The organism is Spirillospora sp. NPDC048819 (assembly GCF_040650055.1).
Taxonomy (GTDB): Bacteria; Actinomycetota; Actinomycetes; order Streptosporangiales; family Streptosporangiaceae; genus Spirillospora.
Genome location: NZ_JBEZGN010000007.1, coordinates 209,534 through 231,426, shown reverse-complemented (window position 1 = coordinate 231,426; position 21,893 = coordinate 209,534). Strand labels below are relative to the sequence as shown.

Genomic DNA, 21,893 nt, shown 5'->3' with positions numbered 1-21,893 from the left:
CAGCAGCGCGGGGCACGGCCCTGAAGGGGTGGCGGGTGGGCGGGTCACCATTGGGTGATGAGGGGGGTGTCGGGTTTGTGTTGCCGCCAGGTTTGGGTGAGGCGGGTCAGGCGGGAGGGGGCGGCGATGGAGCGGACGGTTCCGATTTTGCCGTTGGCGATGTCGAACGCGACGGCGCCGACGACGTGGTCGCCGAGGACGAAGAGGACGGCGGGGGCGTTGTTGACGAGCGCGTAGTGGATGGCGGGTGTGCCGCCGGCGAGTCGCCGTTTGGCGGGCGTGGGTTTGAAGCCGGCCCGTGTGACGGCGGCGACGCCCTGTGCGGTGTCGTAGTGCAGCAGCGTTTCGGTCAGGCCGGCGCCGTCGGAGATCGCGGTCGCGTCGTCGGTGAGCAGCGCCACCAGCCGTTCGGTGCGGCCGGAGGTCGCGGCGGCGAGGAATTCCTCGACGATTTCGCGGGCGGATGCCGGGTCGACGTCGCCGCTGCGGCGGCGCGTGGCGGTGATGCGGCGCCGGGCCCGGTGCAGGTGCTGCTGGCTTGCGGGCTGGGTGATGTCGAGGATTTCGGCGATTTCGGCGTGGCTGTAGGAGAACGCTTCGCGGAGGAGGTAGACGGCCCGCTCTGGGGGTGACAGGCGTTCCATGAGGGTCAGCACGGCCAGGGAGACCGATTCGCGTTGCTGGAAAGTTTCGGCCGGGCCGAGCATCGGGTCGCCGTCAAGGAGCGGTTCGGGCAGCCAGGCGCCGGCGGCGCGTTCGCGGCGGGCCTGTGCCGAGCGGAGCCGGTCGAGGCACAGGTTGGTGACGACCTTGGTCAGCCATGCTTCGGGCACCCTGATGTGCCGCCGGTCGGCGGCCTGCCAGTGCAGGAACGCGTCCTGCAGGGCGTCTTCGGCGTCGGCGGCCGAGCCCAGCAGCCGGTACGCCAGCGAGGCCAGCCGGTTCCGGCTGGCCTCGAACCGGTCGGTGTCGAACCGGTCGGTGCCGTCCACGGGGACCACCTTAGGCGGCTGCGCGCCGGTGTTCCCGGCTGGACGCGGCGGGTGCGGCGGCCAGGCGGCGCTTGCGCTTGGGCAGGCCGAAGGTCGGGTGCGAGACGGCCCAGAGCGAGATCTTGATGATGCCGTTCTTGATCTGCGCGGCCCTCCAGCCGCCGACGTACTTGGGTTTTGCCTGCGCCTGGTCGTCGACCAGTTGCAGGATCCCGTCCCGCCGCCCGAGGCTGATGTGGTTGCCCGGGTAGACCAGCTTGGTCTGCGGAATGTCGCGGCCGGTCAGGCGTGCGACGATCGCGTCGGTGGCCTGCCGGCCGGTGTAGCCGGCCGAGGCGCAGGACATCGGCAGCGGCCGGCCGTTGTCGCCGATGGCGTGGACGCTGTCGCCGGCGGCGTAGACGTTGGGGTGCGACAGCGACCGCATGGTGCGATCGACGACGATCTGACCGTTCTCGGTGACCTCCAGACCGGCGGCGGCGGCGATGGGGTTGACCTCGAACCCGGCCGTCCACACGGTCGCGTCGGAGGCAAGCGCGGTGCCGTCGGCGCACAGCACCCGCGTCGCTTCGACGGCTTGGACGCTGGTGTGCTCCAGGACGGTGATGCCCAGCCGGTCGCAGGCCCGGCGCAGGTGGCCGCGGGCCCCGGCGGAGAGCCGGGCGCCCAGCTCGCCGCGGGCGATCAGCGTCACCGACAGGCCGGGCCGGGATTCGGCGAACTCGGTGGCGGTCTCGATGCCGGTCAGCCCGTCGCCGACGACCAGCACCCTCCCGCCTTCGCCCTGCCGTTCCAGGCCGTCCAGCCGCTCGCGCAGGCGCAGCGCCGCGGGCCGGGCGGCGACGTTGAAGGCGTGCTCGTCCACCCCGGGGACGCCGTGGTCGGCGACGTGGCTGCCGAGCGCGTAAAGGAGCGTGTCGTAGCCGACCTCGCCGCCGCCGGCGGCGTCGGCCACGGCCACGACCTGCCGATCGGGGTCGATGGCGGTGACACGGGCCAGCCGCAGCCGTATCCCCGTGCCGGTGAAGGCGTCGGCGAGTTTCCCGGGCTCGATCCGATGGCCGGCCGCGACCCGGTGCAGCCGCAGCCGCTCCACGAATTCCGGCACGGCGTTGACCACGGTGATCTCGGTGTCAGCCCGGGACAGCCGGCGGGCCAGGTTCCCGGCCACGTACGCCCCGGCATAGCCGGCGCCGAGAACGACGATGCGATGCTTCATGTGCTGCTCCTGTCGGTTCGCTTGCTCCTGGTGATTGAGCGGAACAGCGCCCCGATTGCTGACAGGAACCGCATGTGGCATGAGTCATAGGGCCGGAAGCTGGAGAGGGTTCTGAGGCGTCCTGGCGCGGCCCCGTGGCCCGTGGCTGTCTTCGGCCAGGGCTCTCTCGATGTTTCCGATCATCTGTACGATGCGCGGGTCCCCTTGGGAGGCCCGTATGGACATTGCGTCTCCGGTGGCGGCCGTTCGCTGGGCCCGCGTCGTCGCGGTGGGGGTGAGCTGCGGGTTCGCGTTCGGTGGTTATGTCGGGATCATCAACGCGGAGCCGGGAGGCAAGCCGGCGGCGTTCGTTCTGCTGACCGCGCTGCTGGTCCTGCACCTGCGGAACTGCATCCGCTGGTCGGAGGACGCGCGGGTGCGGGGCTGGCCGTGGACGCTGGGTGTGCAGGCGGTCCTCACGGCCGTGGGCATGGTCTGGTACGCGGACACCTGGTACGGGAACTCGGGGTTTCTGGCGGCGGCGTTTCTGCTGCTCATCCGTCGGCGGTGGGTGGCGTGGGGCGGTTTCGCGGCGGTGGTCGCGGCGCAGTTCGCCGCCGCGCTGCCGGTCCGGCCGACGATCGCGGAGGCGGCCTACCTGGCGGTGGGGCACGCGGCGTTCGTCGGGATCGCGCTGTACGGGGTCGCCCGGCTGGCCGACCTGGTCAGCGACATGCGGCGGACCAGGGACGAGCTCGCGATGGCCGAGGTGGCGCGCGAGCGGCTGGTGTTCGCGCAGCAGCTGAACGAACGGGTGGGCGCGAGCCTCCGGCGGGTCATCCGGGACGGGGAGGCCGACGACCCGCGGGCGGTCGAGCGGCGGCTGGACGTGGCGCGGGCGGCGCTGAACGAGACCCGGTCGGTGGCGCACGGGTACGGGCGCGAGCACCTCGCGGGCGCGCCGATGGCGGATGATCTGACGTCCAGGGCGGTGGCGGTTCTCGGGACCGCGACGATCTGCCTCATGATCGTGCCCGTGGAGGTGCGGCGGTTTCTGCGCGTCGACATGAGCGCGCTGGAGACGGTGGTGTTCTTCGCGGCGCTCGTCGCGTTCGTCCTGCTGTTCCTTCGTGCCTGCGCCCCATCGAGCCGTCCGCTGTGGACGCTGATCATCGTCGTTCCCGCCCTGGGCCCGCTGCTCGTCTTCGATCTGGCGATGTGGCACGTGGTCCTCTTCCTGCCGGGGCTCGTGCTGGTGGTGATGCGCGGGTGGGTGCGGTGGGTCGTGGCCGTCCCGTTGATCTGCGTGGATCCGCTGCTCGTGATCTGGGACGCGCAGCTCGGCGACCCGACCCCGCTGGGGATGGCCTACGAGATCGTGTGGTCCGGCGAGCGGGCGCTGATCGTGTACGGGCTGGTCCGCATGGGCGAGCTGGCCCTGCGGGTCAGGGAGGCGCGGGCGGAGCTGGCCCGGGCGGCGGTGGCCCGTGAGCGGCTCCGGTTCGCGACCGATCTGCACGATCTGCTCGGCCTGGGACTGTCGGTGCTCGTGCTCAAGAGCGAGCTGGCGCTGCGGCTGCGGGAAAGGGATCCCGGACGGGCCCGCGTCGAGCTGTCCGAAGGGCTGGCGGCGGCCCGCGGAGCCCTGGCGGACATGGAGGCCGTCGTGGCCGGGCGCGGCGAGATCTCGCTGGCGGCGGAGGCCGAGTCCGCCCGCGCGGCGCTCTCGGCCGCCGGCATCGAGATGTCCGGGTCGGTCCAGCCGGTGGCGCTGCCCGCGGAGACCGACATGCTTCTCGCCACCGTCCTGCGCGAAGGGGTCACCAACGTGCTGCGGCACAGTGAGGCCGACCGCTGTGAGCTGGTCGTCGAGGTGGTCGCGCAGAGCGTCCGGTTGCGCCTGGTCAACGACGGTGTTCCGGGTCGTGCCACCGCCGCCTCGGGCACCGGGCTGACGAACCTGGCACGAAGGGTGCGGGAGCTGGGCGGAACGCTGACCGCCGGCAAGGACTTGGACGGCTTCCGGCTGGAGGTGGCGGTGCCGCTACAGCCAGCCCTGGTCGGTCGCGATGCGGATCGCGTCGATGCGGTTCCTGGCGTTCAACTTCATGACGGACGACGACAGGTAGTTGCGGACGGTACCGCGGCTCAGTGAGAGGGACCGGGCGATGTCGTCGGCCTCCGCGCCGGTCGCCGACAACCGGAGCACATCGGCCTCACGCGCGGTGAGCGGGTTGTCCGCGCGTTCGAGCTCGGCGAGGGCCAGCTGGGGGTCGACCACCCGGTCACCCGCGACGGCCTTGCGGATCGCGTCGATGAGGTCGTCGGCCGGTGCGTGCTTGAGAAGGAACGCCGAGATCCCCGCGGCCAGCCCCCGGCGCAGATATCCGGGTTTGCCCAGGCCGGTCAGGACGACCGTCCGGCAGGCCGGGAGCTTCGTGCGGAGCTCGGCGGCGGCGTCCAGGCCGTCCATGCCGGGCAGGTCGATGTCGAGCACCGCCACGTCGGGACGGGTCCGCTCGGCCATGTCGATGATCTCGTCGCCGCGCTCGACCGTGGCCACCACCTCGATGTCGTCCTCGAGCCCGAGGACGGTGGTCAGCGTCTCCCGCAGGATGCGGACGTCCTCGGCGACCATCACACGGATCATGTGATTCCTTCACATCGAGCTGCTGAACCCAGGCACTACCGGCGGATTCTTCGGATTGCGAGTCTAATCACGCCCACACGGGCGACACGGATGAGAACCGGAGGAAATCATGCGCAAGCTGATCGCGTCGACGTACGCCACTCTCGACGGCTTCATCGACAATCCCCACGAATGGTCGCTGCAGTACTCCGAGGAGAAGGCCCAGAACTACGCCTTCACCATGGCCAAGAACGCCGACGCGCTGCTGCTCGGCCGCGTCACCTACGAGGGCATGGCGCAGGCCTGGCCGAACATGGGCGGCAATCCGTACGCGGACCACGTCAACTCCATCACCAAGTACGTCGTCGCCACCGAGCCGGTCGACACCTCCGCCTGGAACCCCACCACGGTCATCGACGGGAACGATCTCACCGGGGCGGTGACCGATCTGAAGCGGCAGGACGGCGGCGACATCCTCGTCTGGGGCAACGGCCGCCTGACCGACGGCCTGGCCGCCGCCGGGCTCCTGGACGAGTACAAGGTCTGGATCTACCCGGTCATCAAGGGCTCCGGTGAGCCGCTGTTCCGCCCGGACAGCGTCGGAGCCGTCGACCTGGTCGACTCGCTCACCTTCCCGAGCGGCGTCGTCGTCCTCACCTACAGCCCCCTCGGCGTCTGAGCCGGCCGACGGGACCTCGCGTCACCACCGGCGACCGCCGGTTCCGGCACGGCTATCGCCCGCGCGGGAACCGGCGGTCAGCCCGCGGCCGCTCAGGAACAGCCGCGGCCGTCCGGCGCCGGCTCGGAGGTGACCGGGGCGGACAAGAATCGCCGGAGGTGGCGGGTCAGGGAGTGTCCGGGGGCAGGCGTGCCGCGAGGACGGCCTCGCCCAGGGCTGCGAGGTCGTCGTCCAGGCGGGGGCGTCGGCGAAGGTGGCCGATGCGGGTCAGGTCGTTGACGGTGGCGAGGACGGCCTGGGTGATCACGCGTGCTTCGGTTTCGGTGAGGCCGGGTTCACGGCCGGTGAGGAGCTGGACCCATTCGCCGACGTAATCGTGCTGCAGGCGGCGGAGGGCGTGCCGCTGTTCGTCGGGCAGATGCACGACCTCGGTGATCAGGGCGCCGGTGAGGTGGCTGGAGGTGACGGTCAGGTCGATGTAGGACCGCAGGAGCAGGGTGAGGGCCTGTTCGGGGGTGGACGCCGTGGCGAAGATCCGGGAGATGTCCATGTGCAGGGCGTCGGCGGCGCGGGTCAGGGCTGCGACCAGAAGTTCGGACTTGGCGGTCACGTGTTTGTAGATTCCGGCACCGCTGATGCCGGCGGCGGCGCCGATGTCCTCCATGCTGACGGCCTGGTAGCCGTGCTCGCCGAACAGGCGCGCGGCGGCGTCCAGGACCGATTCCCTGCGCGAGGCGCGGGGAATCCCCGGGGTGGACGCCGCCGGGGGCGCGTCCACCCCTTCCTGGGCGGCGGGGAGATCTGCGTGGACGACCGCGCTCCCGAGTTGCCGCAGGAGGGCGTGGAAGCGGGCGCGGGGAAGCTGCACCGCGTGGTGGGACGGGCTGGCGAAGACAGAGAACAGTGCCCAGGCCAGCAGGTCCGCGTCGGCCGCCGAGAGGCCGGGCCTGGCCGCCTGGACGACCGTGGCGGTGCGTCCGGCGATGCTGTGGAAACGGTCGCGGAGCAGGTCCCGGCCGGCGTCGGGCAGGTTGCGGGATTCGCGTTGCCACAGGACGCCCAGGTCGCGGCGGTCCAGCGTGACCGTGGCAAGGACGTCCAGGAGCGCGTCGATGTCGCCGGGCGCGGTTCCCTCGACGGCGGACTCGAACGCCGACAGGCCGTCGTTGACGGTGCGGGCGAGGAGTTCCTGCTTGTTGCGGAAGTGGCGGTAGAGGGCCCCGGCGGTGATGCCGACCGCGCGGGCGATCTCTTCCATCGTCACGGTGTGGTACCCGTGACGATGGAAGAGATCGGCGGCGGCGGACACGATCTGCGCTTTGCGGTCCCGGGGGCGCCTGGTACCCGCCGGACGCGCGCCCGGCCGCGTCGTCGCAGTCTTGTCCCCCGTCGGCATCAGGAGTAGCCACCGCCGCAGACGACGACCTGGCCGCTGATGTAGTCCGACTCGGGCAGGCACAGCAGGTAGACGGCTCCGGCGGCCTCCTCGGGCGTGCCCGCCCGGCCGAGCGGGATCATCTGTTCCATCGCGGTGAGCAGGCCGGGGTTGACGCCGACCTTGATCTGCCGGCCCTGCACGTCGATGGTGGAGTCGGTTCCGGCCGCCGCCTCGGTGAGGCGGGTGCGGATGAGGCCGTAGGCGACGGCGTTGACGTTGACGGCGTAGCGGCCCCATTCCTTGGCGAGGGTCTTGGTGAGGCCGACGATCCCCGCCTTGGCGGCGCCGTAGTTGACCTGGCCGGCGTTGCCGTCGAGGCCGGCGATCGAGGAGATGTTGACGATCTTGCGGTGGGTCGCCACGCCGGCGGCGCGTTCGGCCTTGGCGCGGGCGCTGATGACCGGCTGGACCGCGCGCAGAATGCGGAAAGGCGCTTTGAGATGGACGTCCAGGATCGCGTCCCATTGTTCGTCGGTCATCTTCTGGATGACGTCGTCCCAGGTGTAGCCGGCATTATTGATCACAATATCGACACCGCCGTAGTTGTCGACGGCCGTCGCCACGAATCGGTCGGCGAAGTCGTCGTCGGTGACGCTGCCGACGCAGGCGACGGCCTCGCCTCCGGCCGCCTTGATCTCGGCCAGGGTCTCCTCCGCCGGTCCGGGGTCGAGGTCGTTGACGACGAGGCGGGCGCCGTGGCCGGCGAGTTTGAGGGCAATGGCGCGGCCGATGCCGCGGCCGGAGCCGGAGACCAGGGCGGTCTTGCCGTCGAGAGTTCCCACGGGGGTCCTTTCCGGTGCTGTCATGTCAGGGCGACGAGGGCTTGGCCGCGCAGGGTGATCGTGCCGTCGTCCAAGGTCACCTGGAGGTCGAGGCGGGCCCGGCGTTCCCCGTCGGCCTCTTCGATCGAGGCGACGCGGCCGGTGCAGACCGGCTCGGCGTGGAGCGGGGTGATGGCGGTGAAACGCACGCTGTAGGTGCGGATGCGGTCCTGGGGTACCCAGCCGGTCAGGAGCCTGCCCAGGTAGGCCATGGAGAGCATGCCCTGGGCGAAGACGTCGTCGAGTCCGGCTTCGCGGGCGGCGTCGATGTCGATGTGGACGGGGTTGTGGTCTCCCGATGCGCCGGCGTACAGGGCCAGGGTCGTCCGGCTGATCTTCGGCAATGGGAGGGGCGGCAGTTCGTCACCCTCGCGAAGGTCGGTGATGGTCATGTTCCGGCCTCCGGCTGCTGGACGACGATGACGCTGCCGAGGTCGGCGATCGGCTCGTCCTCCCGGGTGACGCGGGTTTGGCGGACGAGGAAGCGCAGAGCGCCGCCTTTGCGCTCGTAGTCGTCGGTGATGCGGGATTCGAAGGTCAGGGTGTCGCCGGCGTGGCAGAGGGCGTGGTAGGTGAAGCTCTGCTCACCGTGCAGGACGCGGTTCAGGTCGACGCCCGCCTCGGCGAGGAAGACGAACGGGTCGGGCCGTTCCATCTCCAGGCAGAACAGGAACGTCGGGGGGACGGGGAGGTCACGGTGACCGGCGCGCCCGGCGGCGCCGAGGTCGGTGTAGACGGGGTCGGTTTCGCCGATGGCCTTGGCGAACAGCCGCAGGCGTCCGCGTTCCACCTCGACGGTCGAGGGCGGGGTGGACAGGCCGGCCGAGTCCGTGCGGGCCATCTCAGGACGTCCTCTCGTAGAGGGTGACCACGCAGGCGCCGCCGAGCCCGATGTTGTGCTGGAGGGCCAGCCGCGCGTCCTCGACCTGCCGGGCGTCGGCCTGTCCGCGGAGTTGCCACACCAGTTCGGCGCACTGGGCGAGACCGGTGGCACCGAGCGGATGGCCCTTGGACAGCAGGCCGCCCGAGGGGTTGGTGACGACCTTCCCGCCGTAGGTGTTGTCGCCGTCGACCACGAACCGCTCCGCGGTCCCTTCGGGGGTCAGGCCGAGCGCCTCGTAGGTGATGAGCTCGTTGGCGGTGAAGCAGTCGTGCAACTCCACCACGTCGAGGTCTTCCGGGCCCACTCCGGCGTCGGCGTAGACGCGCCCCGCGGCGGCTTTGCTCATGTCGTAGCCGACGACCCGCAGCATGTCCTTGGCGTCGAAGGTGGACGCGGTGTCGGTGGTGAGCGCCTGGGCCCGGATGGCGACGGACGCGTCGAGGCCGTGCCGCCGCGCGAACTCCGGGCTGCAGACCACGGCGGCGGCCGCGCCGCACGTGGGCGGGCAGCACTGCAGGCGGGTCAGCGGTCCGTAGATCGGCGGGGACGCCAGCACCTCCTCTTCGGTCAGCGCCGTCCGGAACACCGCGCGGGGATTGTGGGCGGCGTGCCGCCGCGCCTTGACCGAGATCTTGGCGAACGTCTCGGGCGCGGTGCCGTGGGCTTCGGCGTAGGCCCGTCCGGCTCCGCCGAAGTACTGTGCGGCGACCGGCGCGTGGGCGTCGATCCCCTGGACCTGGGACATCGTCGCATCGAGGCGTTCAAGCGGGTTGGGACGGTCGTCCCAGACGCTGGCGAGGGCCCCCGGGCGCATCTGCTCGAAGCCGACGGCCAGCGCGCATTCGACCATGCCGCTCTGGACCGCCTGGCGGGCCAGCCACAGCGCCGAGGAACCGGTGGAGCAGTTGTTGTTGACGTTGACGATCGGGATGCCGGTCCGCCCCAGGCCGTACAGGGCCGCCTGGCCGCAGGTCGAGTCGCCGTAGACGTAACCGGCGTACGCCTGCTGCACCTGGCCGTAGTCGATGCCGGCGTCCGCCAGCGCGGCACGGGCGGCCTGCTCGGCCAGCACGTTGTAGGCGGCACTGGCGCCGGGCTTGGCGAACGGTGTCATCCCGACGCCGGCGATTTGAACGAGACGGTCCACGCAGAACCTCCACACTGGTCGCCACTCTCAGACTCTTGCCAAGATGAGGCTAGTCGATATTTACTTACGACACCAAGAACCCACTACAGATCAATGATGTGATCCCTGTCAGTAGAAGTGCATCTTCACTCTGGAGGGGTGATGGGCCTGCCTTCCCGGCTCGACCGGCTGGCACTCCCGCTCGTGGCGGCGCCGATGACCGACGTGTCCGGGCCGGACCTGGTGATCGCCGCCTGCCGCGACGGAGTCGTCGGATCGTTCCCCACCCACAACGCGCGGACCGACTCCGAACTCGACACCTGGCTGGGGCAAGTCACCGCCGGACTCGCCGGCATGGGAGACGGAGCCGCGCCGTTCGCGGCGAACCTGGTCGTGCACCGCTCGAACAAGCGACTTGAGCGGGACGTCGCGTGCCTGATCCGCCACGAGGTGCCGCTGGTCATCACCAGCGTCGGATCGCCGGTCCCGGTTCTGGGGCCGTTGCACGACGCGGGCTGCGAGGTCTTCGCCGACGTCGCGAGCATGCAGCATGTCCAGCGCGCCATCGACGCGGGCGTCGACGGCCTGGTGCTGCTGACCGCAGGCGCCGGCGGTCAGACGGGCTGGGCGAACCCACTGTCGTTCGTCCGTGCCGCCCGCGCCCTCTTCGACGGACCCATCGTCCTGGCCGGGGGCGTGTCGGACGGTGTCGCACTCTGGGCCGCGCAGACTCTCGGCGCCGACCTGGCCTACATGGGCACCAAGTTCATCGCGACCACCGAGAGCCTCGCCGACGACGCCTTCAAGCAGGCACTGGTGGAATCCACCCTGGACGACGTCACCCTCACGACCGCGCTGAGCGGGCTACCGGCCAACTTCCTGGACGGATGGCTGAAGGAGGTGACGGCCGACGCCTCGATCCCGGCCGCGGACGGTTTCGCGCAACAGCGTCTTCTCAGCCGGCGCAACGTGTGGAGCGCCGGCCACAGCGTCTCGGGAATCACCGAGATCCTCGACGTCGCCGAACTCGTCCACCGGACCCGCCGCGAATACGACCGGGCGCGGCAGGAGACGGCCGCCGCCCTGCGCCGCTGCCCCGAACGTCAGCAATCCACGTCACCACGGCGATCCACAGCCGCCACCGGATCAGGAAGGTAGACGCCATGTGGGGAACACTGCCCAAGATCTTCGACCGGACGTGCACCTACTACGCCGACCGCACAGCCCTGGTGGACGCCGAACGCCGCCTCTCCTACGCGCAGATGCGCGAGTGGGCCAACCGGGTCGCCAACGGGCTCACCGGCCTCGGCGTCGGCAACGACCACCGTGTCGGGCTGCTGATGCCGAACTGCCTGGAGTTCGTCCCGACCATGTGCGGGATCTGGAAGGCGGGCGCGGCGATCACCCAGATGCCCACGCGAGCCTCGGCCGAGGACTTCCGCTTCTACCTCGACGAAGTCCAGGCTTCGACCCTGATCTACCACGAGGCCTTCGACGGCCAGATCGCGCAGATCCGCGACCGGCTGCCCAAGCTCCAGCACGTCATCCGCCTCGGAGGCGGCGACTCCCCGGCGGGCGTCCTCGACTACGGCACCGCATTCGACTCTCGGCCCTCGACCGACCCGGACGTGCGGATCAGCGTCGACGACCTGGCCTTCGTCGGCTTCACCTCCGGCACCACGGGCGTCCCCAAGGGAGTTCTGCAGACCCACGCCACCTGGTCGCACTACGCCATCACCGCGGGTCTGGAGATCGGCGACATCCGTCCAGGCGAGATCTTCGCCCATGCCGCGCCGCTCACCCACTTCACGCAGACCTTCGTGATGCCCGTCTTCATGCGCGGTGGAACGAACGTCCTGCTGCCCGGCTTCGACCTCGACCTGCTGCTGGACACCATCGAACGGGAAGGCGTGACTGCCACCGCCGTCGTCCCCACGATCGTGTACATGCTGGTGGACCACCCCCGCCGCGACAAGGTCGACCTGTCCACGCTGCGCACGATCGTCTACGCGGGCTCGCCGATGGCCCCCGACGGGCTCCGGCGCGCCCTGGAGACGTTCGGTCCCGTCTTCGCCCAGACCTACGCCGGTACCGAACCCGGCTACATGACCTGCCTGCGCAAGGAGGACCACCGCCTCGACTCCCCCGAAGGGATCGCCAGGCTCGCCTCGGCGGGACGCGCGATGTACCACGTCGACCTCACCGTCCGCGATCCCGAAGGCCGGCTTCTGCCTCTGGGCGAGACCGGTGAGATCTGCGCGTCCCAACCCGGGCAGATGGTCGGATACGTCGACGGCGACCGCGACGCCGAGGTCATGCAGGACGGCTGGGTGCGGTCCGGCGACATCGGCTACATCGACGACGCGGGCTACGTCTTCATCGTCGACCGCAAGAAGGACATGATCGTCACCGGCGGATTCAACGTCTTCCCCCGGCAGATCGAGGACGTCCTGATCACCCACCCGGCCGTCGCCCAATGCGCCGTCATCGGCGTCCCGGACCCCCGATGGGGCGAGGCGGTCAAGGCCCTCGTGGTGGCCCGGCCGGACGTCCCGGTTTCGGCGGACGAGCTGATCGCCCTGGTCAAGGAGCACAAGGGCAGCGTCTGGGCCCCCAAGAGCGTCGACTTCACCGACGCCCTCCCCACCAACCCCGCGGGCAAGATCGACAAGAAGTCGCTCCGCGCACCGTACTGGGAGGGTCGCAGCCGCCAGGTCAACTGACGACCCCGGCCCGGCCCCGGCGCCGCCCTCACCCGTTTCCGACCGCGGCAGAGCGGTCGCCTGCTGCACACCCCCGGCGGAAGGACCCCCTTCGATGAGACGCGTAAGCCTGCCCAAATCCAGACGAGCCTTCCTGGCCGCGGGCAGCGCCATGACACTGCTGCTGACGGCCGGCGCGGCCCAGGCCGTCACCGGCGGCACACCCGCCGAAGCCGGCACCGCTACCGCGGAGGCGGCCGACTGCCGGCGGCTCACCGGCCTGGACCTCACCGGCCTGCCGGACGCCCCCGCGAAGATCATTTCGGCGACCCCCGTGGCGGCCACCGCCGGCAAGCCCGCCCACTGCCAGGTCAAGGGCTATGTCTCGCCACAGGTCCAGTTCGAGCTGCGGCTCCCCCAAGACGGCTGGACCGGGCGCTACGTGCAGCTCGGCTGCGGCGGGTTCTGCGGGTTCGCCGACCCCGACGACCCCAACCACTTCCTCCCCGGCGGATGCGCACCACCCGACAACGGACGGGTCGTCATCGGCGCAAGCAACGGCGGCCACATCGGCGTCGACTCACGCGACGGCGTGTGGGCCCATTCCGGACCCCAGCTCAGAATCGACATGGCCTACCGGTCCGAACACGTCACCGCCCTCGCCGCGAAGGCGGTCACCGAGGCTTACTACGGGCAGCCGCCGCGGTACTCCTACTTCGCCGGATGCTCCAACGGCGGGCGGCAGGCGCTGATGGAGGCCCAGCGCTACCCGGACGACTTCGACGGCATCATCGCCGGCGCACCCGGCAACAACCTCGTCGCGCTGGCCGGCGAGTTCTTCCCCTGGATCGCCACCGTCAACACCGACGACGAGGGCCGGCAGATCCTCGGCCCCGACAAGCTGCCGCTCCTGCAGAGCAAGGTCATGGCGGCATGCGACGCCACCGACGGCCTCACCGACGGGCTCATCAACGAGCCCCGCGACTGTTCCTTCGACCCCGGCGCGCTTCTCTGCCCCACCGCGTCGCCACAGCCGACCTGTCTGACCAGGGCCCAGGCCGACGTGGTCAGGAAGTTCTACCAAGGGCCCGTCGACGCGAAGGGGCGGCGCCTGTTCCCGGCCGGGCTCGCCAAGGGAAGCGAAGCGGGCTGGCTCGGCTACGTGATCGCACCCGCAGGCCACACCGGCGGCCTGGAGTCCCTCGGCTACAACTACCTCAAATACTTCTCGTCCTGGAACAACCCGCCCGCGTCCTACACCCTGGACGACCACCGCTTCGACATGCGCACCTTCAAGAAGCTGCGCACGATGAGCGGGATCTACGACTCCACCGACCCCGACCTCACCCGCTTCCGCGACCACGGCGGCAAGCTCATCATGTGGCACGGCTGGTCCGACCCCGCCATCCCGCCCGGGAGCACCCTCGCCTACCACCACGCCCTCACCCGGCGCATGGGCGGACCCCAGGCCACCCAGCGCTTCGCACGAACCTTCATGTTCCCCGGCGTCTTCCACTGCGTGCAGGGATACGGACCCGACACCTTCGACCTGTTCACACCCCTGTACGACTGGGTCGAGAAGGGCGCCGCGCCGCAGAAGGTCGTCGCCGCCAAGAAGAGCGGAGACCAGACCGTCCGGACCCGGCCCGTGTATCCCTATCCGATGCAGACCAGGTACACCGGGAGCGGGAGCATCGACGACGCCGCGAACTTCACGGGCGTCATGCCGGCCGAGCTTCCTGATGACCGCTACCCGTGGGCCGGCGGTCCGTTCCGCTCCGGCTACCAGCAGACATGCCGCTGGGAGGGCACGAAGTTGAAGTGCGCCCCGTCGCGGAAAGCCTGAGACCCGCCGGGTCTAGCGGGTTTCCAATTGCGCGGTGATGGCCCGGGCGACGTCGCGCGCCGTCCGGGCCGCACCGATCAGGGTCGCCGAGGCCGGGCCGGTCCAGTCGCCGTACCCCAGCAGGTGAAGGCGGGGTTCGGCCAGCGCGCGGGGGCCGCCGCCGGTCGGAATGAGCCCTGAGCCGTCGCGTAGCCCCAGCGGTGCGAGATGGCTCAGGGCGGGGCGGAAGCCGGTGCACCAGATGACGGCGTCGCAGTCATCGGTGCGTCCGTCGGCCCAGGCCACGCCGGTGGGGGTGAGCCGGTCGAACATCGGCCGGGCGTCCAGGTCGCCGCGGTCGCGGGCCTGCCGTACCGGTGGGACGGCGACGATGTCGCCCAGTCCGCCGAGCCCGCCCGAGTCCGGCCTTCCGTCCCGCAGTTCGCGGTAGCGCCGGTCGGCCAACTCGAACAGGGCTCGTCCGTCGAGGTCATCGGGCAGGAAACGGGGCGGGCGCTTGGTCGTCCATGTCGTGGTCGCGTGCGGTGCCAGGTCCGCCACGATCTGTGCGGCGGAGTTGCCTCCGCCCACCACGACCACGCGCTGCCCTTGAAACTCCTGCGGTGCGCGGTATTGGACGGTGTGCAACTGCCGGCCTTGGAACTCGTCCCGTCCCGGGAAGTAGGGCAGGTAGGGCCGCCACCAGGTGCCCGTCGCGCTGATGACGTGCCGGGCCCACCAGGACCCGGTCGCGGCGTCCAGCCGCAGCAGGTCGCCGTCGCGGTGCACCGCCTTGATGCGCACCGGACGAAGCACCGGCAGCTCGTAGCGCTTCTCGTAGGCCGTCAGGTAGTCGACGACGTGGGCGGCCGGCGGGTAGCCCTGGTTCCAGGCGGGCATCGGCCAGCCCGGCAGTGAACTGTGACGGGCGGGCGAGAACAACCGGAGTGACGCCCAACCGTGCCGCCAGGCTCCGCCCGGCTCTTCCTGCGCGTCGAAGACGGTGAAGCGCACGCCGCTGCGGCGCAGGTAGAAACCGGCGGCCAGCGCGGCCTGCCCGCCGCCGATGACCGCGACGTCCAATACGTCCGTGCTCATCTCGGCGCGCCCGTGCCTGCGGCGAGCGGACCTTCCGACATGTTCGAGTCTCCTGACGTCTCGATCTGCGGACACGGGCTGCGAGCCCGACGCCGGCGGCGGAGCCTCCGCCGCCGGCCCTAGCGCGGGGTTGGTCTGGCTCGTGTGGTTCGGCGTCCGGGCGGGTCAGGACTCGCCGGCGTAGCCGTGGACGCGTCCGGTGGCGAACCCGACGCCGACCGGAGCGCCGATGCTGACCGGCTCTGGTGCCGACCCACCGCAGCACGAGCCGCCTGCGGCCTGCGCGACCGGAATGGTCTCCTTCGCGGGCTCGGCCTGGTCTCCGGCAGGCAGGTCGGTGGAGCAGACGCCGGTCTGGGGGAGGTCGAGCTGGACGGAGTCGGCGGCCTCGCGGTCTCCGGCGAGCGCGGCGGCGATGGAGCGGACCTGCTCGTAGCCGGTGGCCAGGAGGAAGGTGGGGGCGCGTCCGTAGCTCTTCACGCCGGCCAGGTAGAAGCCCGGCTCGGGGTGGGCGAGGTCGCGTTCGCCGTGCGGCGGGACGGTCCCGCAGCTGTGGAAGTTGGGGTCGATCATCGGCGCGAGCTTGACGGGCGCCTCAGTCGCCGGGTCGAGTTCCACCCGGACCTCGCGCAGCATGTCCAGGTCGGGCCGGAACCCGGTGGCGGCGACGACGTTGTCGGCCGGCAGGACGCTCGTCCCGTCCGGGGTCTGGCCGGCGACCTGGACGGGCCCGGCCGCGGGGCCTCCGTCAGGGGTGGTGAAGCCGGTGATGGTGAAGCCGCGGACCAGAGCAATCGCGCCGCCGTTCACGGCCGTCTTGAGGCGGGTGCCGAGCGCACCGCGGGCGGGAAGGCCGTCGGCGTCCCCGCCGCCGTACAGCCGGTCCACCGACGCGGCCCGCACCGCCCAGGTGATCCGGGTGCCCGGCTCGTTCTCGGCGAGTTCGGCCAGGGAGAGCAGGGTGTTGGCGGCCGAATGCCCCATCCCGATCACCAGGGTGTGGCGGCCGGCGAACCGGGCGCGGTCGCGGCCCAGCACGTCCGGCAGCGGGCCCGTCAGATACGGGGCGGCCTCCTCTTCGCCGGGAGCGGGCAGCCCCGAATGGCCCAGCGGATTGCCGCGGCCCCAGGTGCCGGACGCGTCGATGACCGCGCGGGCGACGATGTCGCGGACGGCGCCGTCCGGGCCGACCGCGCGGACCAGGAGCGGCCGGTCCTCGCGGCCGACGGTGCGGGTGACGTCCACGCCGCTGCGGGTCACGGCGACCACGCGGGTGCCGGTCCGGATCCGCCCGGCCAGCGCGGGCACCCGCGCGAGCGGGCCCAGGTAGTCGCGGACCAGCTCCGCGCCGGTCGGGAGCACCTCGGGATCGGGCTGCCTCCAGCCGGTGGGCTCCAGCAACCGCCGGGCGGCGGCGTCGATGTCGTACCGCCAGGGCGAGAACAGCCGGACGTGCCCCCACTCGGAGATCGCGCGGCCGACCTCGTCACCGGCCTCCAGGACGAGGAAGTCCAGGTCGCGCTCGGCCAGGTGCGCGGCGGCGGCGAGGCCGACGGGCCCGGCGCCGATCACCACGACCGGGTGCCCCTCGTCCTCCTCACCCCCGCTCTGCAGGCAGCCGCAGCCGGCGTCGGTCTTGGCCTGGTGGATGGTGACCTCGGGGTTCACCGCCTGCTCGCCTTCGGTACAGCAGGCACTGACGCCGCAGCAACTCCCCTCGGCGGTGGACGCGGCGGGCTCCTGCCGGTCGGGCTTCTCGGTCATGACGGACACCTCGCTTGTTTCGAAGCCTGTCTAATCAGTGGCCAGCTTGCATCACTGGATAGAAGGATGTCAAATTAGAGGCATGTCTAAGTTGATGGAGATCGAAGATGTGAGCGCGCCGGTCTGCTGCGCGCCGCTGAGCGGCCCTTTGCTGCCCGCGGACGAGGCCGCCGACCTGGCCAAGGTGTTCAAGGCTTTGGCCGATCCCGTCCGGCTGAGGCTGCTGAACCTGATCGCCTCGGTGGAGGGCGGCGAGGCATGCGTGTGCGACCTGACGGGCCCGTTCGACTTGACCGCGCCGACCATCTCCCATCACCTGAAGGTGCTGCGCCAGGCCGGGCTGATCGAAGGCGAGCGGCGCGGGACCTGGGTGTACTACCGCGCGATCCCCGAAGCGCTGACCCGCCTGTCCGGCCTGTTCGCCCTACCCACCCCCGCCGGCCTGTGATCACGCCCCCCGCCCTGGCGCCACACCGGCCGGCGCGCTCAAGCGTGTCCTGCGTGGCCGACTCACGTATCAATATATTGACACATTATGAAATGTTGATACGTTTGCGGCATGAGCAGTCACTCCGATCCTGTTGTCATCGTCGGGGGCGGCCAGTCCGGGCTGGCCGCCGCACGGGCCGTCCGGGCCGCGGGGCTCCGTCCGCTGGTCCTGGAGGCCGGTGACCGTCCCGTCGGGTCCTGGCCCGGGTACTACGACAGCCTCACGCTGTTCTCCCCAGCCCGGTACAGCGCACTGGACGGCTTGGACTTCCCGGGCGACACCGACCACTACCCGCACCGCGACGAAGTGGTCGCCTATCTCGAACGCTACGCCGCGGCGCTGGACGCCGAGATCCGCACCGGCGTCCGTGTCACGTCGGTCACCTCCAGCGGTCGCGCCTTCCTCGTCCACACCGCCGACGGCGAACAGATCGCGGCCTCGGGCGTGGTGGCCGCCGGCGGCGCCCGGCCACTGGTGCCCGACCTGCCGGGCGCCGCCGGCTTCACCGGCGAGCTGCTGCACGTGGCCGGCTACCGCAACCCCAAGCCGTATGCGGGCAAGCGCGTCGTGGTCGTCGGCGGCGGCAACTCGGCGGTGCAGATCGGGCACGAACTGGCCGAGGTCGCGTCGGTGACGCTGGCCTCGCACGCCCCGGTCCAGTTCCTGCCGCAGCGGCGGCGCGGGCAGGACGTCCATCACTGGGCGGTCACCAGCGGCTTCGACCGCCTGCCGCCCGAATGGCTGATCCACCTCGTCCCCGGAAGGCTCGTCAACGACAGCGGCCTCTATCAGCGCGCCTTGCAGGACGGGGCGATGGAGCGCCGCCCCATGTTCACCGCACTGGACGGCGACAACGTCCTCTGGGCCGACGGCGCGGCGGAACGGGTGGACGCGGTCCTCCTCGCCACCGGCTACGTGCCCAACCTGCCCTACCTCGCCGAACTCGGCGCCCTCGACGCCAACGGGATGCCGCTGCACACCGGCGGGCCGTCGAGCACCCATCCCGGCCTGGGCTACCTGGGCCTGGAGTTCCAGCGGTCGTTCGCGTCGAACACCCTGCGCGGCGTCAGCCGCGACGCCGAGCACGTGATCGCCGCCGTGGCCGCCTACGCCGGCGGCGCCCCAGCGGCGATCGGACTGTAACTCCGGAACTCCGGGGTGGGCTCTTCGGACGTTCATGCTGCTGGGTCTCCACCGCGAGGTGGGCGTCAGCCGATCAGGAGGCCGAGGGCCAGCAGGAAGGCCAGGCCGCCGATGACGCCCAGGGGGATCCAGCGGAACGACACGGCTGCCCGGCTCCGGTACTGCACCGCGATCCGGGCCAGCAGCGCACCGGGGACGCCCCAGATCAGCGCGGTCATCACCAGGTTGAACCAGGCCGTGGCGTCGGTGTGGGTCGCGCCCAGGCCGGTCTCCTCCACCAGGCCCACCACGACCGCCAGCTTGATCAGGAGTTCGGCGAGCGGGTAGACGACCTGGAGGCCCGCCGCGCCCGCCAGGCCGCCGAGCAGCAGCCAGCCGGGCACCCGGCGCCCCCACGACCGGATCGTCGCCTGCGCCATCGCGATGGTCACGCCGCGCAGCCCGCAGGCGAGGACGATCACGCCGTCGGTGCCGCCGAAACTCTCACCGCGCAGCGGCTTGCTGGCGACCAGCACGGCGACCAAGGCGATGAACGCACCGACAGTCCAGGTCACAGCCGTGACAGGCCAGGTCTCGACTCGGGCGGCGGGCCGGGGTGCGCAGATCGTGGTCATGCCGACATCATCACGACGACCGCCCCCTCGCAGCCTCCCTCCGGCGGGTGAGCCCCCTCCCCCGTCGAGCCGAAACGCCAGGGCCATGTCGCTCCTACCGGCGCCGGCGACGTGGGCGGTCCGCCGCCGGGGAGTCACGGGACGGTGTTCAGGGAGTCGCGGTCGGAGTCCGCGCCGGGGTCGGAGCCGGGGTCGAGGCGGGCCCAGATTTCGGCGAGGCCGCGGAGGTGGTCGTCGTCGAGACGGTCGAAGAACAGTTCACGTAGATCGTTGTGATGGCTGCGCCGCGCCCGGCGTATCAGCGTCCGCCCGCTCCTGGTCAACGTGGCGTCGAAGCCGCGGCCGTCGACGGCCGACCGCCGGCGCTCGATCAGTCCGCGGCTCTCGAGGCGGTCGGCGAGGCGGGTGAACCCGCCGCTGGACATGAGGCGGCGCTCGGCGAGTTCGGACATGCGCATGCCGTCCGGGCCGGCTTCGTGGAGCAGGTTCAACACGCTGTACTCGGCCATGCTCACGTTCAGCGAAGCGAGTCTCTCCGCCAGCGCACGCCAGAGCCGGTCGTGGGTCAGCAGGAACCCGCGCCAGGCCTCCTGCTCCAGGTCTGTCAGTCCGCCGGTCGCCATGGCGGCACGATATCCGGTTCCCTCCTCGCGAAACAACCGGAATATCTGCCTGTGCAGACAAGTTGATGGGGGTCAGACGATATCGGACCCACCGTCGGAGGCGACCGGCGCCACCGGCGGCAGAGAGGACCAGAAATGGCATTCGAGATCGGAATCATGACCTTCGGCGAGATCACAGAGGATCCCGTCAGCGGCGGCGTCCCCTCCCCGCGGCAGCGGGTCCGCGAAACGATCGAGCAGGCACGCGTGGCGGACGAGGCGGGCCTCGACGTGTTCGGCGTCGGCGAGCACCACCGCTCCGACTTCGTCGGATCGGCGCCGTCGATCCTGCTGGCGGCGGCGGCCGAGGCCACCGAGCGCATCCGCCTGACGAGCTCGGTCACCGTGCTCGGCTCGGAGGATCCCGTGCGCGTCTGGGAGCAGTTCGCGACGATCGACCTGCTGTCGGCCGGCCGGGCCGAGATCATCGCGGGCCGCGGCTCCTACACCGAGTCGTTCCCGCTCTTCGGCTATGACCTGCAGGACTATGCCGACCTGTTCCGCGAGAAGCTCGACCTGCTGCTCAAGATCCGCGAGCGGAATCCGCTCACCTGGCAGGGGCGCTTCCGGGCCCCCTTGACCGACGCCGACATCGCGCCCCGCGCCGACGGCGGCACGATCCCGGTCTGGGTCGGGGTCGGCGGATCACCGGCGTCCGCCGTCAGCACCGGCAGGCTCGGCCTGCCGATGGCGCTGGCCCTGCTGCTGGGACCGATGACCTTCCACGAGCAGACCGTCGACCTCTACCGCGAGTCCGCGGCGAAGGCGGGGCACGACGCGTACGCGCTGCCGATCAGCATCAACGCGCACGGGTACGTCGGACGCACCAGTCAGCAGGCGAGGGACGTCATGTACCCCTACTTCGCGAAAGGCATGGCGGAGAACAACCACCAGCGGGGCAAGGGGCTTCTCCTGCCCCGGGCCGCGTTCGACGCGCAGGCCTCACCACGGGCCGGGCTGCTGGTGGGCAGCTCCCAGGAGGTCATCGACAAGCTGCTCACCTACAACGAGTTGTACGGCCTGAACCGCGCCATCATCCATATGGGCTTCGGCGGGATGCCGCAGAAGGAGCATCTCGAGGCGATCGAGCGGCTCGGCACCGAGGTGGCGCCGGTCGTGCGTCGCGAGGCCGCGGCGCGTGAGGGGAGGGCGGCATGAGCGCGCCGTCCGTCCTCGACGCGGCCCCGGTCGCACACACCGGCGGCAAGGCACTGCGAGTCGTCGTCGTCAACGGCAGCCCGAGCCGGCAGTCCAAGACGATGGGACTGGTGGACGTCGTCCTCGACACGCTGAAGGGCATGCTCCCCATCGAGACGTCCCGGATCGACGTGTACCACCTGGGGCCGGGGTTCACCGGAGCGATCGAGCGCGACGACGTCACACCCGAGGTCGAAGCCGCGCTCCGGCTCGCCGAGGAGGCCGACCTCCTGATCGCGGCGGCACCGGTGTTCCGCGGTTCCCACCCCGGCATGTTCAAGCACTTCTTCGATCTCGTCGAGCAGTACGCGCTGGCCAACAAGCCCGTTCTGCTCGCCGCGACGGGCGGGGGCGACCACCACGCACTCGTCCTGGAGCACGCCATGCGGCCCCTCTTCGCCTTCTTCCAGGCGTTGACGATACCTGTCGCGATCTTCGCGAACGGAGGGGACTTCGACGGCACGACACTGCTCAACCCCCGTGTCCATGGGCGCATAGAAACGGGCCTCGCCGACGTCGTGGACCTCCTCAGGACCCGCGCGACCGGCGTGCCGGACGCTGGTTCATGAGCGGGAGCGGTGCCGTTCCCCCGTCGAGACGCTCGGCCCAGACGGCGCCAGAGCGGCGTCCGG

Annotated in this window: 21 protein-coding genes; 9 read left to right on the top strand and 12 right to left on the bottom strand. The window is 71.0% G+C overall.

Annotation, left to right across the window (positions count from 1 at the left end):
* Positions 1–44 precede the first annotated feature (44 nt).
* Positions 45–992: a sigma-70 family RNA polymerase sigma factor gene (locus AB0C35_RS13235; RefSeq protein ID WP_358454258.1), complete on the bottom strand. Its 948-nt coding sequence runs from the start codon at positions 990–992 to the stop codon at positions 45–47.
* A gap of 10 nt (positions 993–1,002) precedes the next feature.
* Positions 1,003–2,211, bottom strand: a complete 1,209-nt coding sequence (locus tag AB0C35_RS13230; protein WP_358454255.1) for an FAD-dependent oxidoreductase — start codon at positions 2,209–2,211, stop codon at positions 1,003–1,005.
* Between the two features lie 217 nt (positions 2,212–2,428).
* Between AB0C35_RS13230 and AB0C35_RS13225 the strand changes: the two genes are divergently transcribed.
* A complete protein-coding gene (locus tag AB0C35_RS13225) occupies positions 2,429–4,345 on the top strand; it encodes a histidine kinase (protein WP_358454252.1) in 1,917 nt (638 codons plus the stop codon).
* On the opposite strand, the gene AB0C35_RS13220 is transcribed toward AB0C35_RS13225, so the two are convergent.
* Positions 4,235–4,840: a response regulator transcription factor gene (locus AB0C35_RS13220; protein WP_358454250.1), complete on the bottom strand. Its 606-nt coding sequence runs from the start codon at positions 4,838–4,840 to the stop codon at positions 4,235–4,237. The two genes, AB0C35_RS13225 and AB0C35_RS13220, sit on opposite strands and share 111 nt — an antisense overlap.
* Positions 4,841–4,949: 109 nt before the next feature.
* Between AB0C35_RS13220 and AB0C35_RS13215 the strand changes: the two genes are divergently transcribed.
* Complete coding sequence (locus AB0C35_RS13215) at positions 4,950–5,498, top strand: dihydrofolate reductase family protein (RefSeq protein ID WP_358454248.1); 549 nt, start codon at positions 4,950–4,952, stop codon at positions 5,496–5,498.
* A 166-nt stretch (positions 5,499–5,664) separates the two neighbouring features.
* Here the strand turns inward: AB0C35_RS13215 and AB0C35_RS13210 are convergent, their stop codons facing one another.
* The 5 genes from AB0C35_RS13210 to AB0C35_RS13190 are packed head-to-tail and all read right to left on the bottom strand — an operon-like array spanning position 5,665 to position 9,787.
* Positions 5,665–6,894, bottom strand: a complete 1,230-nt coding sequence (locus tag AB0C35_RS13210; RefSeq protein ID WP_358454245.1) for a TetR family transcriptional regulator — start codon at positions 6,892–6,894, stop codon at positions 5,665–5,667.
* On the bottom strand, positions 6,894–7,718 hold the full coding sequence (locus tag AB0C35_RS13205; protein ID WP_358454242.1) for an SDR family oxidoreductase: 825 nt from the start codon (positions 7,716–7,718) through the stop codon (positions 6,894–6,896). The genes AB0C35_RS13210 and AB0C35_RS13205 overlap by 1 nt, the downstream gene beginning before the upstream one ends.
* Positions 7,719–7,738: 20 nt before the next feature.
* The gene (locus tag AB0C35_RS13200) at positions 7,739–8,149 is read right to left on the bottom strand and encodes a MaoC family dehydratase (RefSeq protein ID WP_358454240.1); all 411 of its coding nucleotides are present in this window, start codon (positions 8,147–8,149) and stop codon (positions 7,739–7,741) included.
* Positions 8,146–8,598 carry a MaoC family dehydratase N-terminal domain-containing protein gene (locus tag AB0C35_RS13195; protein ID WP_358454237.1) on the bottom strand — a complete coding sequence of 151 codons (453 nt, stop codon included), beginning with the start codon at positions 8,596–8,598 and terminating at the stop codon, positions 8,146–8,148. The genes AB0C35_RS13200 and AB0C35_RS13195 overlap by 4 nt, the downstream gene beginning before the upstream one ends.
* A 1-nt stretch (position 8,599) precedes the next feature.
* The gene (locus tag AB0C35_RS13190) at positions 8,600–9,787 is read right to left on the bottom strand and encodes a lipid-transfer protein (RefSeq protein ID WP_358454235.1); all 1,188 of its coding nucleotides are present in this window, start codon (positions 9,785–9,787) and stop codon (positions 8,600–8,602) included.
* A gap of 141 nt (positions 9,788–9,928) precedes the next feature.
* On the opposite strand from AB0C35_RS13190, the gene AB0C35_RS13185 reads away from it, so the two are divergent.
* From AB0C35_RS13185 to AB0C35_RS13175, 3 genes are all read left to right on the top strand, one after another.
* Positions 9,929–10,924 carry a nitronate monooxygenase gene (locus tag AB0C35_RS13185; protein ID WP_358454232.1) on the top strand — a complete coding sequence of 332 codons (996 nt, stop codon included), beginning with the start codon at positions 9,929–9,931 and terminating at the stop codon, positions 10,922–10,924.
* A gap of 5 nt (positions 10,925–10,929) precedes the next feature.
* Positions 10,930–12,489, top strand: coding sequence for an AMP-binding protein (locus tag AB0C35_RS13180; protein WP_358454229.1), 1,560 nt, complete (start codon positions 10,930–10,932; stop codon positions 12,487–12,489).
* Between the two features lie 94 nt (positions 12,490–12,583).
* A complete protein-coding gene (locus AB0C35_RS13175; RefSeq protein WP_358454226.1) occupies positions 12,584–14,314 on the top strand; it encodes a tannase/feruloyl esterase family alpha/beta hydrolase in 1,731 nt (576 codons plus the stop codon).
* 12 nt (positions 14,315–14,326) lie between these two features.
* Here the strand turns inward: AB0C35_RS13175 and AB0C35_RS13170 are convergent, their stop codons facing one another.
* Both AB0C35_RS13170 and AB0C35_RS13165 read right to left on the bottom strand, forming a co-directional pair.
* Positions 14,327–15,391, bottom strand: a complete 1,065-nt coding sequence (locus AB0C35_RS13170; protein ID WP_358454223.1) for an ArsO family NAD(P)H-dependent flavin-containing monooxygenase — start codon at positions 15,389–15,391, stop codon at positions 14,327–14,329.
* A gap of 165 nt (positions 15,392–15,556) precedes the next feature.
* Complete coding sequence (locus AB0C35_RS13165; protein ID WP_358454221.1) at positions 15,557–17,155, bottom strand: FAD-dependent oxidoreductase; 1,599 nt, start codon at positions 17,153–17,155, stop codon at positions 15,557–15,559.
* Positions 17,156–17,237: 82 nt separating this feature from the next.
* Here AB0C35_RS13165 and AB0C35_RS13160 point away from each other — a divergent pair, with 82 nt between their 5' ends.
* Both AB0C35_RS13160 and AB0C35_RS13155 read left to right on the top strand, forming a co-directional pair.
* Positions 17,238–17,603, top strand: a complete 366-nt coding sequence (locus tag AB0C35_RS13160; RefSeq protein ID WP_358454219.1) for a metalloregulator ArsR/SmtB family transcription factor — start codon at positions 17,238–17,240, stop codon at positions 17,601–17,603.
* Between the two features lie 111 nt (positions 17,604–17,714).
* On the top strand, positions 17,715–18,788 hold the full coding sequence (locus AB0C35_RS13155) for an NAD(P)/FAD-dependent oxidoreductase (RefSeq protein ID WP_358454216.1): 1,074 nt from the start codon (positions 17,715–17,717) through the stop codon (positions 18,786–18,788).
* A 65-nt stretch (positions 18,789–18,853) separates the two neighbouring features.
* On the opposite strand, the gene AB0C35_RS13150 is transcribed toward AB0C35_RS13155, so the two are convergent.
* Both AB0C35_RS13150 and AB0C35_RS13145 read right to left on the bottom strand, forming a co-directional pair.
* Positions 18,854–19,402, bottom strand: coding sequence for a hypothetical protein (locus tag AB0C35_RS13150; protein ID WP_358454214.1), 549 nt, complete (start codon positions 19,400–19,402; stop codon positions 18,854–18,856).
* Between the two features lie 134 nt (positions 19,403–19,536).
* Positions 19,537–20,025, bottom strand: coding sequence for a MarR family transcriptional regulator (locus tag AB0C35_RS13145; RefSeq protein WP_358454211.1), 489 nt, complete (start codon positions 20,023–20,025; stop codon positions 19,537–19,539).
* Positions 20,026–20,160: 135 nt separating this feature from the next.
* On the opposite strand from AB0C35_RS13145, the gene AB0C35_RS13140 reads away from it, so the two are divergent.
* Together AB0C35_RS13140 and AB0C35_RS13135 are read left to right on the top strand one after the other, a co-directional pair.
* Entirely contained in the window at positions 20,161–21,222 is a 1,062-nt protein-coding gene (locus AB0C35_RS13140) for an LLM class flavin-dependent oxidoreductase (protein WP_358454209.1), read from the top strand.
* Entirely contained in the window at positions 21,219–21,830 is a 612-nt protein-coding gene (locus AB0C35_RS13135; RefSeq protein WP_358454206.1) for an NAD(P)H-dependent oxidoreductase, read from the top strand. Before AB0C35_RS13140 ends, AB0C35_RS13135 begins: the two co-directional genes overlap by 4 nt.
* The last annotated feature ends 63 nt before the right edge of the window (positions 21,831–21,893 follow it).